This window comes from Pantoea sp. KPR_PJ, assembly GCF_041386365.1.
Classification (GTDB): domain Bacteria; phylum Pseudomonadota; class Gammaproteobacteria; order Enterobacterales; family Enterobacteriaceae; genus Pantoea.
Genome location: NZ_JABMIK010000001.1, coordinates 529,717 through 543,668, shown reverse-complemented (window position 1 = coordinate 543,668; position 13,952 = coordinate 529,717). Strand labels below are relative to the sequence as shown.

The following is a 13,952-nucleotide window of genomic DNA, read 5'->3' as shown; positions in this document are numbered from 1 at the left end:
TGTTCAGGGTATGTTGTTCAACGCCTGGTGTTCAGCGGGCGGGTGCTTTAAAAACAACCAAACGCGCCTTAACGGATGTACAGACGTCTAGATGTAGATTATAGTCCTTTCCCTACAACAAAAGGGATTGAGATCATGAACAAAAAAATTCTCTCTGTACTGCTGGCGGCGTCGGTTACGCTACTTAGCGCCTGCAATAAAGATGACGACGGTAAAATTAAAGTAGCCATCAACACTGGTCCGGACCAGACCTTGTGGGAGACGGTTAAGCAGGTGGCTCACGACAAATATCATCTTGATGTGGATGTGGTCGCCTTTAACGATTATGTGCAGCCAAATGAGGCGCTGTTTAATAAAGATGTCGATGCCAACGCTTTCCAGAGCCTGCCCTATCTGGCGATGCAGTCCAGAGAGCGTGGCTATCACTTTGCCGTCATCACCCACACTTTTGTCTTTCCGATCGCCGGCTACTCTCGCAAGATTAAATCGCTGGATGCGTTGCCAGATGGTGCCACTGTCACCCTTTCCAATGAAGCGACGACGCTGGGCCGCAGTCTGCTGTTGTTACAGGCGCAGGGACTTATCAAAGTGAAGCCAGAGGCGGGTTTGCTGCCGACGACGCTCGATATCACCGCTAACCCGAAAAACCTCAAGTTTGTTGAGGTAGATACGCCGCAGCTGGCACGCACACTGGACGATCCCCAGGTGTATGTTTCCATCATCAACAATAACTTTGCTGCACTGGCGAACCTGTCTGCCTCTCGCGACGGCATGTTTAAGGAAGGCAAAGCCTCACCTTACGTTAACGCCATTGTTGCGCGGGAAGATAATAAAGACAGCCCCAATATTCAGAAGCTGAAAGAGGCTTTCCAGTCACAGGAAGTCCTGGACAAAGCCAACGAAATTTATAAAGGCGATATTATCAAAGGCTGGTAATATCTCTTTTTTGCCGCCTTCGCTCTTGGGCGAAGGCGTTTTGTCCCCTTCCTGTCTCTGATCAGGTGCGCGGGCGACCAGCCAGTGTCAAAACACGCCATAATGTAATCAAATGAAAATATCCTGCGGGAAGCGTCATTAAGTTATTTGCCGTTGTTTCCATAACATCCCATTAGCAATTAAAGACAAAACGTATAACACAATCTGGTTTTTATTGATCCTGTCGCGATTGACGATGAACCCGAATATGTGCGTTTATTTCTTTAAGGAGTTTGCTAATGAAAGAATTAGTGCAGGATGTATTATCAATCTTCTCTCCACAGAGCGTGAACCCTGTATTTATTCGGGCTGGGCTAACCCAGCGTGAAATTGCCTCAGTGCAGCCCTTTGGCATCACCTCAGTTAGCTGGGTAACATCAATGGAAGAGCTGAATGCTGCCTTTGTCGATAAAGCGCGCGAGGCGGGAGCCGTTGGGTATCACATTACTGATGTCGAATCACATAAATCAGGCAGTGATGAACAGCGACTGCTGGCAGGTAAAGCGACGCTTTATAACATTCCAGACGATAGCGGCAATGAGCAACTTACCGCAGGATTTATGCTTTAACACGATCAGGCCCGGCGCAGGCAATGCGGTCCCGCTGGGCCTGAAATTCCCTTTTAATCCCTGCCCTGGCTGAGCCGTATAATGATGCTGATGCCTGGAGGGTAAACATTTATTTGGTATGTTGTAACTATAAGGCGGTAATCAGGTACCTCGTTCAATACCACAGAATAAACTTTGTTATAAATCAATATTAGAAAATAATGCCGTTGAAACACAGAATGCCAGATGCTATAACTGCATCGTGTTGATTACAGGAGTACAATCCGTCCACCGATGAGAAGCAACAGCGTGGATGTCTTGTTAAATTTATGCGCGTAGCCTCTGCGATTTCGTTATTACGGTTTATCCCTCTCTCTGTCTGGAATATTGCTGACCAGCACTGGCGCAGCGCGCTTTAGCGCCCCTCGCTTTCTGTTTGCCATAATTTTTTGCGTCCGAACGGCGCAGATCGGTTAATTGATTGCTACAGGAGCGAAGGATGTTTGCCTGGTTTTTACTGTTGCTCGCTATTTTTAGCGAAATCATTGGTACGCTGGCGATGAAATGGTCCAGCGTGGATGAGAGCGCAACAGGTTATATCATCATGCTGGTGATGATCGCCTGTTCCTATATTTTCCTGAGTTTCGCCGTGAAAAAAATTGCGCTTGGCGTTGCTTACGCGCTCTGGGAAGGCATTGGTATCCTGGTTATTACGGTATTTAGCGTATGGCTGTTTGATGAGCCTCTGTCGCTGACCAAAATGGCTGGGCTGGCCGTGCTCATCGCCGGGATCATGCTGATCAAGACTGGTACCACCGGGCAGGAGGAGAAGCAGCATGTCTTCAGCTGATGCGGTGCATATACTCTGGCTGGCGCTGGCGATAGTGCTGGAAATTGCCGCCAATATCTTTCTGAAATATTCTGACGGCTTCAAAAATCCGCTGCCGGGTATCGCTTCGCTGGTGTCCGTGCTGCTGGCTTTCAGCGCACTGGCTCAGGCCGTAAAAGGCATCGATCTCTCGGTCGCCTATGCGCTGTGGGGAGGATTTGGTATCGCTGCCACGGTAGCTGCGGGCTGGATAATGTTTGGTCAGCGGCTAAATACCCGAGGCTGGGCCGGACTCAGCCTGCTGCTGGCGGGCATGATACTGATCAAGCTCGCGTAATGCTCTGTAACGTTTTGCCGCAGCAGCGGCAAAACGTTATTTCTCTACTCGCTCAGGAAAGATTTCCTGCAGCCAGTTGATAAACACCCTCAGCCGGTGCGTAACGTGGCGATTCTGTGGATAGACAACGTGAAACGGATAGCGTGCGGGTCGCCAGGGTTTGAGGATCTCCACCAGCCGTCCAGACTGGATAGCATCAGCGGTTGCATAGGTAAAGGTCTGCACGATCCCCAGTCCTGCCAGGGCCGCCGCCAGATGCGCATTGCTTTCGTTAACCCCCACGCGATAGTCCGCCTTGATCTCTGTTCTTTCCCCCTCTCGTTCAAAGCGAAAAGGAAACGCACGGCCGGTCTGAGGTGACAGGTAGCTGATCAATCGATGACCATTCTTCAGCTCGTCGGGATACGCGGGAATGCCATAGTGTTTCAGATAGGCTGGCGTGGCGCAGGTCATCATTGTTGCATACCCAATCTGGCGGGCAATCAGCGAGGAGTCGTTCAATGGGCCGCCACGTATCACACAGTCAACATTGTCGCTAATCATATCAATGGCACGATCGGCTACGCCAAGATCGATACGGATTTCAGGATAGCGCGCCATAAAATCGGGCAGCGCCGGGATGAGCACCTCGCTGGCGGTCGATCCGCCTACGTCGATGCGCAGCGCTCCGCGTGGTCGGCTGCGCGCAACGTTGAATGATGCGTCAATATCGTCCAGATCGTGAAGGATGCGCAGCGTTTTTTCGTAATATTCTCGCCCCTCCGGCGTCACCGTGACGCGGCGCGTAGTACGCTGCAACAGGCGAATACCAAGATGCGCCTCCAGCTCCTGCACCAGTTTGCTGAGCGTGGCGTTCGGCATCGTCAATGAATCCGCTGCCCGGGTAAAGTTGCCCGCCTCCACAACGCGTGCAAACGCTCTGATTGCCATCAGTTGATCCATGGCCGCCCTCTTACATTGATTATTCACACACAGGAATAGTGCTTTTCATTTTACCGTATTTTTCAATAAACGCTGAAAGGTTACCTTGCTTACGCGCTGCAACGGTTAGCGCAGCCACTCCCATTTATTACCTACAAGAGGACACATTTATGACTCCATCACTGCAAGGTAAAGTCGCCCTGGTCACTGGCGGCACCAGCGGAATCGGCCTGGCGGCAGCACAACAACTGGCTGCACAGGGTGCGCAGGTTTTCATTACCGGTCGTCGTCAGGATGCGCTGGATAAAGCCGTGACGCTGACCGGACATGGCGCAATCGGCCTTCGCGCTGACGCTTCGGTGCTGACAGAGCTGGATGCAGTCTATGCAGACATCGCCCGTAACGCCGGTCATCTCGACATTCTGTTTGCCAATGCGGGTGGCGGCGACATGCTACCGCTGGGTGCCATCACCGAAGAACATTTCGACCGCATCTTTGCCACTAACGTGCGCGGCGTGCTTTTCACCGTGCAGAAGGCGCTTCCCCTGCTGGTTGACGGTGCATCGGTCATCCTGACTGCCTCGACCACTTCTGTGCAGGGCACTGCCGGGTTCAGCGTCTACAGCGCCAGCAAAGCGGCGGTGCGCAATTTTGCGCGCTCCTGGGCACTGGATCTGAAGGAACGCGCCATTCGCGTGAATGTGGTCAGTCCGGGTCCGGTTCGCACCCCCGGCTTAGGGGGACTGGTGGACGAAGCGAGCCGGCAAGGCCTGTTTGACGCGCTGGCGGCGCAGGTACCGTTAGGCCGTCTCGGTGAACCAGATGAGATAGGTAAGGTTGTCGCTTTTCTGGCTTCTGACGCGGCAAGTTTTATTAATGGTGCAGAGCTCTTTGTCGATGGTGGCATGGCACAGGTTTAGCCCAGACCGCCCTGCGCTATTAACCGCAGGGCATTTTTTTTGCCAAACTTGTACAACTTTTTTACAATGCTAAACTTCTTTCTGTGCCCCCCAAACGCCACAATACAAAGGGTTAACCAGATCACACTATTTTCTGGGAGCACTTTTTGCTAAAAAGTTAATGCAATTTTCTTGCATATTCTTGTACATCTTTTTGGTCGATGTACAACTTGTTCCTTTTCGACTGATCATCGTTAAACTCATTTTTTGGGGTGAAATTATGCGTCAGAGCAGCAGCCTTATCTCTTCATCTGAAGACATTGCGCGTTACTTCCGTGAAGCCAGTCTGCCTTCTCAGCAGGAAACGTTGGGACAGATTGTTGTGGAATTGCTTCGCGCAGGCAAAAATGTGAACCGCAAAGGGATCTGCACCAAGCTGGTAAGACGACTGGAAGTGGCTTCGACTGCTGAAGAAGAAAAGCATTATCAGCAGCTAATTGGCTTGTTGTTAGGCCGCTAATTTCTACCTCATTTTCAGATTTACGTTTTCTGGCACGACCTTAAGATTTAAGCAGGTATCCGCCGACTTAGGTTGGCACCAGCCAGGTGCGCTGGTTCTTTCTGTAGTCAACCGCACCTAAATCCTGCCCCGAAATCTGGGGTGTGCAGCGTGACGCAGAGCAACTGATATGTATAAAAGTAATGACGAAAGATTGACCGACATCCTGATTGGCGAAGCGACACTGGAGCTTCTTCTGTCGGGTAAAGCGGTTTCCAGCCGTGCGCTGAAAGAGATCCTTCAGCGCATGGCTGAAAAGGAAGAAGACGACGATCGCTATCAGGCGCTGATGCGCGCTCTCAATGAAGTGCAGCAGAATCTGAACTCACAGACCGATCAGTCACGCGTAACGCTGCGTGATCGAAATAATGCCGAGCATCATTTCAAAGGTGAAGCCATTCCCGGCGACAAGCGTAAACACTGATTTTCCTTCCCCGCTCGCTCTCTAAGGAATGCACGATGAAGATTGCCTGTCTTGGCTGGGGTTCATTGATCTGGAAATCGGGCGAGCTTCCGGTTGAGAGCGACTGGTATCAGGATGGTCCTTTGCTCCCTGTCGAATTTTCTCGTACCAGTGACGGTGGCGAACTCTCTACGGCGATCTGTATTAATGCACCTGCGGTGCCAGTCCTCTGGGCGCGGTTAGCCGCACGGGATCTGGACGAGGCCGCTGTGCTGCTGCGCAAACGGGAAGGCATTCCCGCTAAGCGTGTTGACGGGGTGGGTATATTGTCTGTGACGCCACAAACGCCTGGCGTGCTGGCTGACTGGGCGCGCGAGCGCGATCTGGATGCCGTTATCTGGACGGCCCTGCCGCCGAAATTTGGCCATGTCGAAGGGTTGATTCCTACGCTGTCGCAGGCGGTTAACCACCTGCAACAGCTGAAAGGCGAAGAGGCTGCTCACGCCCGCGCCTATATCATGCAGGTTCCTGCACAAATCGACACACCCTATCGCCGCGCCATTACTGCGCAGCTGGGCTGGGATCGATAACCTTTGTCGCCAGCGCATAGTCATAAAGCTGCTGGCTGGCGAGATTCTTCATTTTCACTTCGCACATAATATCGAAGGTGTTGAAAGAGAGCGCCCAGTCATTCAGGGTGGAATTGAAGTAGTAATCCGAGTGCGCGCGCAATTTTGTTTTCGCCACTCCCAGGCTGTTCTGGTCAGGGTAGCCATGTTCTGGAATGAGGCCCTCCTGAGAGATCGAGTAGTGCAGCACCGGCTGGACGCCACGCCATGACTCCTGAATCAGCGGAATACGGCTATCACTGGGCCGGATAAACGCATTCTCTTTCACCCAGTGATGATGAATATCCAGCACAACGGGACAGAGCCCCCTCGCCTGCAAAACGTCATCCAGCGAGCAGGAAATTTCGTCATTCTCTACCGTTAGCATATTGCGCGCTTCGGGAGTGAGCTGGCCGAACGCCTGGCGAAAACCAGCGAATCCTGCTTTGCCATTCATATGGATGTTAATTTTAAAATCCTGAAATTGTTTGCCATAGCCCATCAGCGTGGCGCACAGCGCGTGGTACTCGACATCCTCAATGGCGCGCTGCACCACATTGGGATTATCAGATGCCAGAACCGAGTATTGTCCCGGATGGAAAGATAAGCGGATACCGTGCTGACGCGCCAGTGCACCGCAGCGCTCAAACAGCGGATAGAGATCGGGTAAAAATTCGCGGTACAGCGACGTGGCTTCAGGCACGGTATAGAGCGGCAGAAGATCGCTGCCGATGCGCAACATGCGCAGCGTTTCTGGCTGAGTGGCCAGCGTTTCCAGCAGCCCGGCCAGCTGCGTCAGGTTCATACGGGCCAGATTTTCAATCAGTGCGATCTGTGCCTCCCGCTGCAGGCCGAGAAAGCGCGTGCGGGTGGTGCTCTTGAACGGGAAACGTTGTTTGAAGTCTGCATCCAGATACTTACATGCGAAGCCTAATTTCATATTTCCCCCTGTTAAGCACAAACACTAAGTTTAACAGTTATTTGAAATCCGGCCGGATGCAGACAGCAGGAAGCAAAGAACGCCTGCGTAGGGGCACAGGCGGAAAGCTTACTGACGCACTTTCTGGGGACGGTTACTGCTGTAAATAAAAAACAGCGCAATCGCCAGACAAACAATCGCGCCCAGACGGCTGGGTGAGAAGGCGATAGCGGCATTGCCCAGCCAGCCAAAATTATCGATCAGCATACTCATCGTGAGCTGACCAAAAATCACCGCAACGGTCGCAACCGCCGTGCCGATGCGCTGCACCGCCAGCACCATAATCACGATATAGGGAACACCGCACAGCGCACCCAGCAACTGCCATTTTGGCACCTCTAACAATGTATGCGGCTGCGCCGGTTCGAAAAAGAAAATCAGCAATGCTGTGACTACCGCACCCAGTGCGAAGGTCAGAAAGGCGCAGCGGAAGACACCCACTTTACTGCCAAGCTGACCATTGATGGCTGCCTGAATACTCAACAGCGCCCCGCCCAGCACCGCTAAACCAATCATGAAAATCGTCATATTACCCCTTAGCCACCAGCGCCAGCGCGATAATGATAAATACCAGCGCAATAACACGTTTGCCGTCGATTCTGCGATGCGGTGTGCCTAGCAGACCAAAATGGTCAATCACCAGGCTCTTAAATACCTGTCCGGCCAGGATGCCAATCATCGTCATCGCGATGCCTGTCACCGGCGTCGCCAGCGTCAGAATGACCACATAGCCAGGGCCTAAAATGCCGCCCAGCAGCTGCCAGCCGGGCTGAGCAAAGAATGAGGGGCTGGTACGCGGGCTGAAAAACAGCATCAGCAGGAAAGTCAGCGCGGCACCGACGCCAAAAATGCTGAAGGTCGCCCAAAGATCGCCGACCTGCTGCCCCAGCGGGCCCAGCAGACCTGCTTCGACCGACAGCCCCATCCCCCCCGCAATAACCAGAAAAATAAATATCAGTTGCATAACGACTCCCTGAATTCGAGGCGGAACAGCATAATGCAGCCGATTAAGATGAAAAACGCTATAGTGTGGCAAACACCTTTGCAGGAATTGCATTAATGGACATCACCGGTTCAATTGATATGCGCGCGCTGCGCTTTTTTCTCAGCGTCTTTGATGCTCAAAATTTCTCAGTAGTGGCCCGCCGTGAAGGAGTTTCGGCATCGGTAGTGTCGCGCACTATCTTGCAACTGGAGGACGCACTGGGGCAGCAGTTGTTTTACCGCAATACGCGTGCGGTGATCCCCACTGAGGCGGGCCGGCTGTTCGTTAACTATGCGCGTACCATAGATAACCAGTTTAACGAGGCGCGCCAGATGCTGCTGGAGCGCTCGCTGGAGCCTTCTGGACTGATACGCCTGAACGCACCCGTGTTTTTTGGCCAGCGGCATATTGCGCCCTGGCTGGCAGGGTTGTCCGCACGCTATCCACAGCTGGAGATTGAGCTGACGCTGACCGATGACTATGTTGATCCGCATCGGACCGCAACCGATCTGATCTTTCGCATCGGTACGCTTACCGACTCCTCTTTTCACGCACGCGTGCTGGGCACCCAGCGTTACTACCTTGCCGCCTCTCCCGCTTACCTCGCGAAACACCGCCCTCTCACCGGGCCTGAAGCGCTGAGCGAACACCATTGTCTGGTCTATCGTGGCTCCGCTGGCGCAAATCGCTGGCTGTTCAGACAGGGCATTCACCCCTGGATTCACTATCCAGTAATGCCACTGCTTTCTTCTAACAACGCCGATACTCTGCTGACCGCTGCGCTGGGCGGCATGGGAATCGTTTTATTTCCCGACTGGCTGATAGGCGAACATCTGCAAAGCGGAAAATTAGTCAGACTGCTGGAGGAATATGAATCGGGCATTAATACCGCTCCGCAGCACATAGCCGCGATTTACCCGAATACCCGCCATCCCCCTCTGCATGTTCGGGCAGTGATCGACTATTTCGTGCACGTATATGGTTCACCGCTCTACTGGCAGGCTGATACGCCCTCATCATCAGAAGTGCAATAATGTGAAAGACCAGCCCGCATTAAAAAGATAATGAGGGCAAGATTAAATAAATTATTCGATAAGATTTAATCTGCTGCTTATAAAACATCAGCAGGTTTTCCTCTGAGTGCGGGCTGCTGTTTACGACAAAATACCCAGACGCCCGCGATCGCAGAGGCCTGCGGACACAACCTGTTAACATATAACCCGGCCATATCCGCATCTACACTGTACGTGCAGCGGCTGAACTCCGGCGAGTCAGGCGGTGGAACTGAACAATAAAAATTCTCATTTTCTTTTGGCAACAGAATATAAATTATAAGATTATGATGAATGACGGCACTGACAGGCAAAGGCAAAACAACCTGCTTTTATTTATCACCCAGGCTTTTTACTTCCCCCTCACCAGAAGATTTTTTCAATACCAAAAAAAAGCGCTAGACATTACCAGCGCTTCGTCTGTTAATGTGTGCCTCTCAAAAGCTAAGATCGGAATTATCCATGCTGACAACCATTATCTATCGCAGTCATCTGTCTGACGACGTGCCAGTCAAAACGCTGGATAATTTAGCGACAGACGCCAATAAAATTAATGAGAACTTTGACGTTACCGGCATTTTGCTGTTTGATGGCACTCACTTTTTTCAGCTGTTAGAAGGTTCTGATGAGGCGGTAAAAGCCATTTACGAACGCATTTGCGCCGACAGCCGTCATCATAATCTGGTTGAACTGATGTATGACTATGCCCCTTCACGCCGCTTTGGCAACGTCGGCATGGAACTTTTCGATCTGCGTAAATATGACAAAGAAACCGTATTACAGGCGGTACTAAATAAGGGCACTTCAAAATATCAGCTGACCTATGACGATCGTGCGCTGCAGTTTCTGCGGACTTTCGTCGAAGCCAGAGAAAAAGCCAACTATTTTGAAATTCCTTCTACTGATACATGGAATTTCGTCCTCGAGAGTGAACTGGAAAAAGCGATTGCTCCCCCTGATGCTGCGGACTGTAGCTTCGCTTTCCAGCCCATTATCGATCCGCTGATGCAGCAGATTGTCTCACTGGAAGCATTAATCCGCACGCGTGAGGGCGATACGCCTGCTGCCTATTTCGCGCAGTTTCCCGGTGAAAATATTTATGCCGCTGACATAAAAGCCAAAAGTGTCGCTTTTGCACTGGCTAAAAAACTTGATATTCAGGACCTGACCCTGTCCATTAATTTACTGCCTATGTCACTGGTCATGGTGCCCAATGCCGTAGAACTTTTGCTTGAGCAGATCCATGCAAATGGACTGGTGCCAGAACAGGTGGTGGTGGAAGTGACGGAGAATGAAGTCATTTCCCAACTGGAGGCATTCACCGGGGCGGTTAAGCAGTTACGTGCTGCAGGTATCAGCATTGCGCTGGATGATTTTGGTGCTGGTTTTGCCGGGCTGTCGCTGCTGTCGCGCTTTCAGCCAGACAAAATAAAAATCGATCGCAACCTGATCACGGATATACATAAAAGCGGGCCAAAACAGGCCATTATCCATGCCATACTCAAGTGCTGCTCATCGCTGGAAATCGGCGTTATTGCTGAAGGAATCGAAAAACCGGAGGAGTGGATGTGGCTGGAAGCCGCAGGAATTAGCCATTTTCAGGGGTTCCTTTTTGCCAGGCCGCAGCTTAACGGAATTCCGGCCATTGCCTGGCCGGAAATCCAGTAAGGTATCAGGCTGGCCGCATTGTCGGTGGCCAGCCTCAACATTTTGATTGCCGCAGGTTAAATACCCTTATCCGGGAAAACGCTATTTTTACCCACTTTCACTAAAAAACTCCCGTCAACGCGTTTGATCTTAGCGCCGCGGTCGCCCCAGTACATGGCGATACCAAAAAACTCATCGGCGGACAGGTCATAGCCAATCAACACTGATTTATGCTTTCCGCTGCTGAGCAGCTCATTCAGCTCATCGAGACTGCTGGCGATAACATAATCCATACTGCCCCCCGGGATCAGCCCTGCACAACAGGGTTAAACATTAACCATATGCTATTCCGCAAAATCTGCCATGAAATTCGCGTGACCACCGATGACCTCTTTAATACGCTGCGCGATATATGCCGCATGGGTCTCCAGCGCAAAATGGCCAGTGTCCAGCAGTTCAACCTGCGCGTCGGGGTTATCCCGCTGATAGGCCTCTGCGCCCGGTGGAATGAAGAAAGGATCGTGTTTACCCCAAATCACCAGGGTCGGCAGCTGCCTGTCGCGGAAAAACTGCTGAAATGCCGGATAGCGCGTCAGGTTATTGGCGTAATCCAGAAACAGATCGAGCTGAATGTCTTTATTGCCCGGCCGCTCCATCAAAAGTGTATCCAGCATATAGCCTTCCGGGGCCACCAGCGTCTCATCGCTGACGCCATGCAGGTATTGCCACCGGGTTCCGGCCAGATTCAAAACATTGTCATGCACTGTCTGGCGATTTTCCGCCGTCGGTTGCGCCCAGTATTGCTGAATGGGCTGCCACGCCTCGCCTAAGCCCTCCAGGTAGGCATTGCCGTTTTGCGATATCAGCCCGGTAACACGATCAGGATAAGCCAGCGCCAGGCGCAGTCCGCTGGGCGCACCGTAATCAAAGATGTAGAGCGCATAGCGTTTTAATGCCAGTGCATCAACAAACGCGGTTAGCGTGTTGCCCAGGGCATCAAAACTGTAAGTATAACGCCGCACCTCTGGCACCTCGGTAAAACCGAAGCCGGGAAGATCGGGAGCAATCAGGTGAAACCGATCGCTCAGCAGTGGAATAAGATCGCGAAACTGATGGGAGGAGCTGGGATAGCCGTGTAGCAGCAACAACGTCGGCAGGTCAGGATTGCCTGCTTCGCGATAAAACACCTTCACGCCGTCAGCGTCTACAAATCGATAGTGCACAGGGTATAACTGATTGCTGGACATAGCGACCTCATCATTAACCGTTGAAATGAAAATTTAGGGGTTACAACAATACCCTGGCACACTATCTAAACCTTTAAAAGACGTTTTTAAAGGTTACTCACATCATTAACAGGCAAAATGTTTTTTTACTCGTCAATTCATTGAATTACGGCACATGATTTTTTTACACTTTGCATAATAACCGTTTAAAATTTATATTAACGGTTAATGACAGGTCGGTAAGGGGGAACAACATGAAAAACGCGAAGCGCCAGGCACCAGTCCATATTGCCGATCACCCCGCGCTGGACTTTCTTAATACCGTTGCGCAGGTGGATGGTCAGCCATACGATTTTTTTCATTCTGATGAGGATGTCAGCCGCTGGCTTGAAACCGCGGGCGTGCCCTTGCCCGATTCAGGTGGCGATCTGCCGAGGGGTGCCCTGCTATCGGCGGCGCGCCAGCTGCGTGACGTTATCCTTCATGCTGTGCAGCAGAAAAAAAACGGCAGCACCTGGCAACCAGATGAACTGAACAAATTTCTTTGCAGCGCGGTAAGCCATCCGCAACTGACGCTGGATGATGAAGGGAAGCCCCGGTACCGCCGCGTCTTCGCTGCGGCGACCCCAGCGCAGCGTCTCGGTCCCGTGGCAGAACAGGCAGCCGATCTGCTGATGAACGGTGATTTTTCTCTGGTGCGCAACTGTGAGCATCCTGACTGCACGCTGTGGTTTTACGATCGTACCAAAGCGCATCGCCGCCGCTGGTGCAGTATGGCGGTCTGCGGCAACCGGGCAAAGGCCGCGCGTTTTCGTCAGGTAAGCCAGCAGTAAGATCGTCGTTAACGGCTCTCTTTGCCGAGCGGCCAGGCACTCAAGCTCTTGATCTCTTTAAGCACAAACATGCTCTGCATCTCCTTGATGCCCGGCAGCCGTCGCACCACTGACATGGCAAAATCAGCATAGCTGTCGAGATCGGCGGCAACTACCTGCAGCAAAAAATCGCTGTCGCCGCCGATACTGTAGCAGGCCACCACATTTTGCAGGGCAATCACCTCCTGCTCAAATTTGCGTGCCTGGGTTTCGCTATGGCTGTCGATAATCACCCGCACAAACACCATGACGTTCAGACCAATTTTCTTGCGGTTCAGCACCGCGCGATAGCCCTGTATAACCTCATCGTGCTCCAGCTTGCGCACCATCCGCCAGCAGGGTGATGCTGACATGCCCGTTTTCTCCGCCAGCTCCTGATTGGTGATACGCCCCTCTTGCTGTAGCTGCGCGAGAATTTTTATCTCTGCCCTGGTCAACGACATTAGTGGTTACTCCTGCCTGATTTCAGCGTTTGTGCGAAAAATCCTGCCTGAAGTATGCGATTTCTTCCGCCAATGAGAAAGCACTTATCTGCAATGAGCCCGCATACTTTCTCTCTGTTCTGTCCCGCTATTCTTAGAGGAACCTATGCAATTTGATGCTGAATTACATCGCTGTGCACTTATCATCGACAGAGAGTTACCTGCTGGTCTGGCAATGAATGCCGCCAGCGTCACTGGCGTCAGCTTCGGCCGCGCTCTGGAAAACCTGGTGGGTTCGGCGCTACAGAGCCAGGACGGCGTGACGTTTCCCGGTCTCATTACCGCCCCGCTGCCAGTCCTGATGGCGGCGGGTGACAGGTTAGCCGAACTGCATCGACGCTGCGCCGACGACGAAAGTCTGTTCGTCCTGCCTTTCAGCGCGCTGGCACAGTCATGTCGAAGTTATGGAGAATATGAAGCGCGCCTGCGCGACACCGCCAGCTCCACTCTCGCACTGGTGGCGCTCGGTCTGGCAGGCCCCAAAAAGACAATTTCCCGCCTGACAGGCGACCTGAAACTCTACAGCTGATCAACGGAATGGCTGCAAACCAGCCTGTATTATGCTGTGCGGCCATTCCCGACGCTTTTCCTGCCCGTTATACCCTATGCCAGGCCACCCATTTCTCAGGC

19 protein-coding genes are annotated in these 13,952 nt (G+C 52.2%); 12 read left to right on the top strand and 7 right to left on the bottom strand.

All coding sequences use genetic code 11. The features are described 5' to 3' along the window. The first annotated feature begins 135 nt into the window (after positions 1-135). From HP564_RS02615 to mdtI, 4 genes are all read left to right on the top strand, one after another. Entirely contained in the window at positions 136-936 is an 801-nt protein-coding gene (locus HP564_RS02615; protein ID WP_371239890.1) for a MetQ/NlpA family ABC transporter substrate-binding protein, read from the top strand. 278 nt (positions 937-1,214) lie between these two features. Beyond that, positions 1,215-1,544 (top strand): DUF1471 domain-containing protein, encoded by a 330-nt coding sequence (locus HP564_RS02610; protein ID WP_371239887.1) that lies wholly within the window; start codon positions 1,215-1,217, stop codon positions 1,542-1,544. A 478-nt stretch (positions 1,545-2,022) separates the two neighbouring features. Next, a complete protein-coding gene (mdtJ, locus tag HP564_RS02605) occupies positions 2,023-2,373 on the top strand; it encodes a multidrug/spermidine efflux SMR transporter subunit MdtJ (RefSeq protein WP_371239885.1) in 351 nt (116 codons plus the stop codon). Further along, positions 2,360-2,689: a multidrug/spermidine efflux SMR transporter subunit MdtI gene (mdtI, locus tag HP564_RS02600; protein WP_371239883.1), complete on the top strand. Its 330-nt coding sequence runs from the start codon at positions 2,360-2,362 to the stop codon at positions 2,687-2,689. The genes mdtJ and mdtI overlap by 14 nt, the downstream gene beginning before the upstream one ends. 36 nt (positions 2,690-2,725) lie before the next feature. Here mdtI and HP564_RS02595 read toward each other — a convergent pair whose 3' ends face one another. Beyond that, entirely contained in the window at positions 2,726-3,631 is a 906-nt protein-coding gene (locus tag HP564_RS02595; RefSeq protein ID WP_371239881.1) for a LysR family transcriptional regulator, read from the bottom strand. 149 nt (positions 3,632-3,780) lie between these two features. On the opposite strand from HP564_RS02595, the gene HP564_RS02590 reads away from it, so the two are divergent. From HP564_RS02590 to HP564_RS02575, 4 genes are all read left to right on the top strand, one after another. After that, complete coding sequence (locus HP564_RS02590; RefSeq protein WP_371239879.1) at positions 3,781-4,530, top strand: SDR family oxidoreductase; 750 nt, start codon at positions 3,781-3,783, stop codon at positions 4,528-4,530. A gap of 259 nt (positions 4,531-4,789) precedes the next feature. Then, positions 4,790-5,029 (top strand): regulatory protein YcgZ, encoded by a 240-nt coding sequence (ycgZ, locus tag HP564_RS02585; protein ID WP_371240647.1) that lies wholly within the window; start codon positions 4,790-4,792, stop codon positions 5,027-5,029. Between the two features lie 169 nt (positions 5,030-5,198). After that, positions 5,199-5,492 (top strand): hypothetical protein, encoded by a 294-nt coding sequence (locus HP564_RS02580; RefSeq protein WP_371239877.1) that lies wholly within the window; start codon positions 5,199-5,201, stop codon positions 5,490-5,492. 35 nt (positions 5,493-5,527) lie between these two features. Then, positions 5,528-6,061 carry a hypothetical protein gene (locus tag HP564_RS02575; protein WP_371239875.1) on the top strand — a complete coding sequence of 178 codons (534 nt, stop codon included), beginning with the start codon at positions 5,528-5,530 and terminating at the stop codon, positions 6,059-6,061. Here HP564_RS02575 and HP564_RS02570 read toward each other — a convergent pair. From HP564_RS02570 to HP564_RS02560, 3 genes are all read right to left on the bottom strand, one after another. After that, entirely contained in the window at positions 6,033-7,019 is a 987-nt protein-coding gene (locus HP564_RS02570; protein ID WP_371239873.1) for a UV damage endonuclease UvsE, read from the bottom strand. The two genes, HP564_RS02575 and HP564_RS02570, sit on opposite strands and share 29 nt — an antisense overlap. Positions 7,020-7,127: 108 nt before the next feature. After that, on the bottom strand, positions 7,128-7,586 hold the full coding sequence (locus tag HP564_RS02565) for a DMT family transporter (RefSeq protein WP_371239871.1): 459 nt from the start codon (positions 7,584-7,586) through the stop codon (positions 7,128-7,130). Between the two features lies 1 nt (position 7,587). Then, complete coding sequence (locus tag HP564_RS02560) at positions 7,588-8,022, bottom strand: DMT family transporter (protein WP_371239869.1); 435 nt, start codon at positions 8,020-8,022, stop codon at positions 7,588-7,590. A 95-nt stretch (positions 8,023-8,117) separates the two neighbouring features. Here HP564_RS02560 and HP564_RS02555 point away from each other — a divergent pair, with 95 nt between their 5' ends. Then, positions 8,118-9,077: a LysR substrate-binding domain-containing protein gene (locus HP564_RS02555; RefSeq protein ID WP_371239867.1), complete on the top strand. Its 960-nt coding sequence runs from the start codon at positions 8,118-8,120 to the stop codon at positions 9,075-9,077. Positions 9,078-9,557: 480 nt separating this feature from the next. Beyond that, positions 9,558-10,763 (top strand): diguanylate phosphodiesterase, encoded by a 1,206-nt coding sequence (locus tag HP564_RS02550; protein ID WP_371239865.1) that lies wholly within the window; start codon positions 9,558-9,560, stop codon positions 10,761-10,763. Positions 10,764-10,819: 56 nt separating this feature from the next. On the opposite strand, the gene HP564_RS02545 is transcribed toward HP564_RS02550, so the two are convergent. Beyond that, positions 10,820-11,035, bottom strand: coding sequence for a hypothetical protein (locus HP564_RS02545; protein ID WP_371239863.1), 216 nt, complete (start codon positions 11,033-11,035; stop codon positions 10,820-10,822). A 51-nt stretch (positions 11,036-11,086) separates the two neighbouring features. Further along, entirely contained in the window at positions 11,087-11,989 is a 903-nt protein-coding gene (locus tag HP564_RS02540) for an alpha/beta fold hydrolase (RefSeq protein ID WP_371239861.1), read from the bottom strand. Between the two features lie 233 nt (positions 11,990-12,222). Between HP564_RS02540 and HP564_RS02535 the strand changes: the two genes are divergently transcribed. Then, the gene (locus HP564_RS02535; protein WP_371239859.1) at positions 12,223-12,801 is read left to right on the top strand and encodes an ABATE domain-containing protein; all 579 of its coding nucleotides are present in this window, start codon (positions 12,223-12,225) and stop codon (positions 12,799-12,801) included. Between the two features lie 8 nt (positions 12,802-12,809). Here HP564_RS02535 and HP564_RS02530 read toward each other — a convergent pair whose 3' ends face one another. Then, positions 12,810-13,283: an Lrp/AsnC family transcriptional regulator gene (locus tag HP564_RS02530; RefSeq protein WP_371239857.1), complete on the bottom strand. Its 474-nt coding sequence runs from the start codon at positions 13,281-13,283 to the stop codon at positions 12,810-12,812. A 145-nt stretch (positions 13,284-13,428) separates the two neighbouring features. Here HP564_RS02530 and HP564_RS02525 point away from each other — a divergent pair, with 145 nt between their 5' ends. Continuing rightward, the gene (locus HP564_RS02525; protein ID WP_371239855.1) at positions 13,429-13,851 is read left to right on the top strand and encodes a DUF2000 domain-containing protein; all 423 of its coding nucleotides are present in this window, start codon (positions 13,429-13,431) and stop codon (positions 13,849-13,851) included. Positions 13,852-13,952 lie beyond the last annotated feature (101 nt).

Bases quoted from the DNA above. Each gene is read 5' to 3' on its own strand.
- HP564_RS02550 (WP_371239865.1), top strand. From the start codon at position 9,558: ATGCTGACAACCATTATCTATCGCAGTCATCTGTCTGACGACGTGCCA.
- HP564_RS02560 (WP_371239869.1), bottom strand. From the start codon at position 8,022: ATGCAACTGATATTTATTTTTCTGGTTATTGCGGGGGGGATGGGGCTG.
- HP564_RS02570 (WP_371239873.1), bottom strand. From the start codon at position 7,019: ATGAAATTAGGCTTCGCATGTAAGTATCTGGATGCAGACTTCAAACAA.
- HP564_RS02615 (WP_371239890.1), top strand. From the start codon at position 136: ATGAACAAAAAAATTCTCTCTGTACTGCTGGCGGCGTCGGTTACGCTA.
- HP564_RS02545 (WP_371239863.1), bottom strand. From the start codon at position 11,035: ATGGATTATGTTATCGCCAGCAGTCTCGATGAGCTGAATGAGCTGCTC.
- HP564_RS02565 (WP_371239871.1), bottom strand. From the start codon at position 7,586: ATGACGATTTTCATGATTGGTTTAGCGGTGCTGGGCGGGGCGCTGTTG.
- HP564_RS02610 (WP_371239887.1), top strand. From the start codon at position 1,215: ATGAAAGAATTAGTGCAGGATGTATTATCAATCTTCTCTCCACAGAGC.
- HP564_RS02530 (WP_371239857.1), bottom strand. From the start codon at position 13,283: ATGTCGTTGACCAGGGCAGAGATAAAAATTCTCGCGCAGCTACAGCAA.
- mdtI (WP_371239883.1), top strand. From the start codon at position 2,360: ATGTCTTCAGCTGATGCGGTGCATATACTCTGGCTGGCGCTGGCGATA.
- HP564_RS02555 (WP_371239867.1), top strand. From the start codon at position 8,118: ATGGACATCACCGGTTCAATTGATATGCGCGCGCTGCGCTTTTTTCTC.
- HP564_RS02590 (WP_371239879.1), top strand. From the start codon at position 3,781: ATGACTCCATCACTGCAAGGTAAAGTCGCCCTGGTCACTGGCGGCACC.
- HP564_RS02525 (WP_371239855.1), top strand. From the start codon at position 13,429: ATGCAATTTGATGCTGAATTACATCGCTGTGCACTTATCATCGACAGA.
- HP564_RS02575 (WP_371239875.1), top strand. From the start codon at position 5,528: ATGAAGATTGCCTGTCTTGGCTGGGGTTCATTGATCTGGAAATCGGGC.
- HP564_RS02580 (WP_371239877.1), top strand. From the start codon at position 5,199: ATGTATAAAAGTAATGACGAAAGATTGACCGACATCCTGATTGGCGAA.
- ycgZ (WP_371240647.1), top strand. From the start codon at position 4,790: ATGCGTCAGAGCAGCAGCCTTATCTCTTCATCTGAAGACATTGCGCGT.
- HP564_RS02535 (WP_371239859.1), top strand. From the start codon at position 12,223: ATGAAAAACGCGAAGCGCCAGGCACCAGTCCATATTGCCGATCACCCC.
- HP564_RS02595 (WP_371239881.1), bottom strand. From the start codon at position 3,631: ATGGATCAACTGATGGCAATCAGAGCGTTTGCACGCGTTGTGGAGGCG.
- mdtJ (WP_371239885.1), top strand. From the start codon at position 2,023: ATGTTTGCCTGGTTTTTACTGTTGCTCGCTATTTTTAGCGAAATCATT.
- HP564_RS02540 (WP_371239861.1), bottom strand. From the start codon at position 11,989: ATGTCCAGCAATCAGTTATACCCTGTGCACTATCGATTTGTAGACGCT.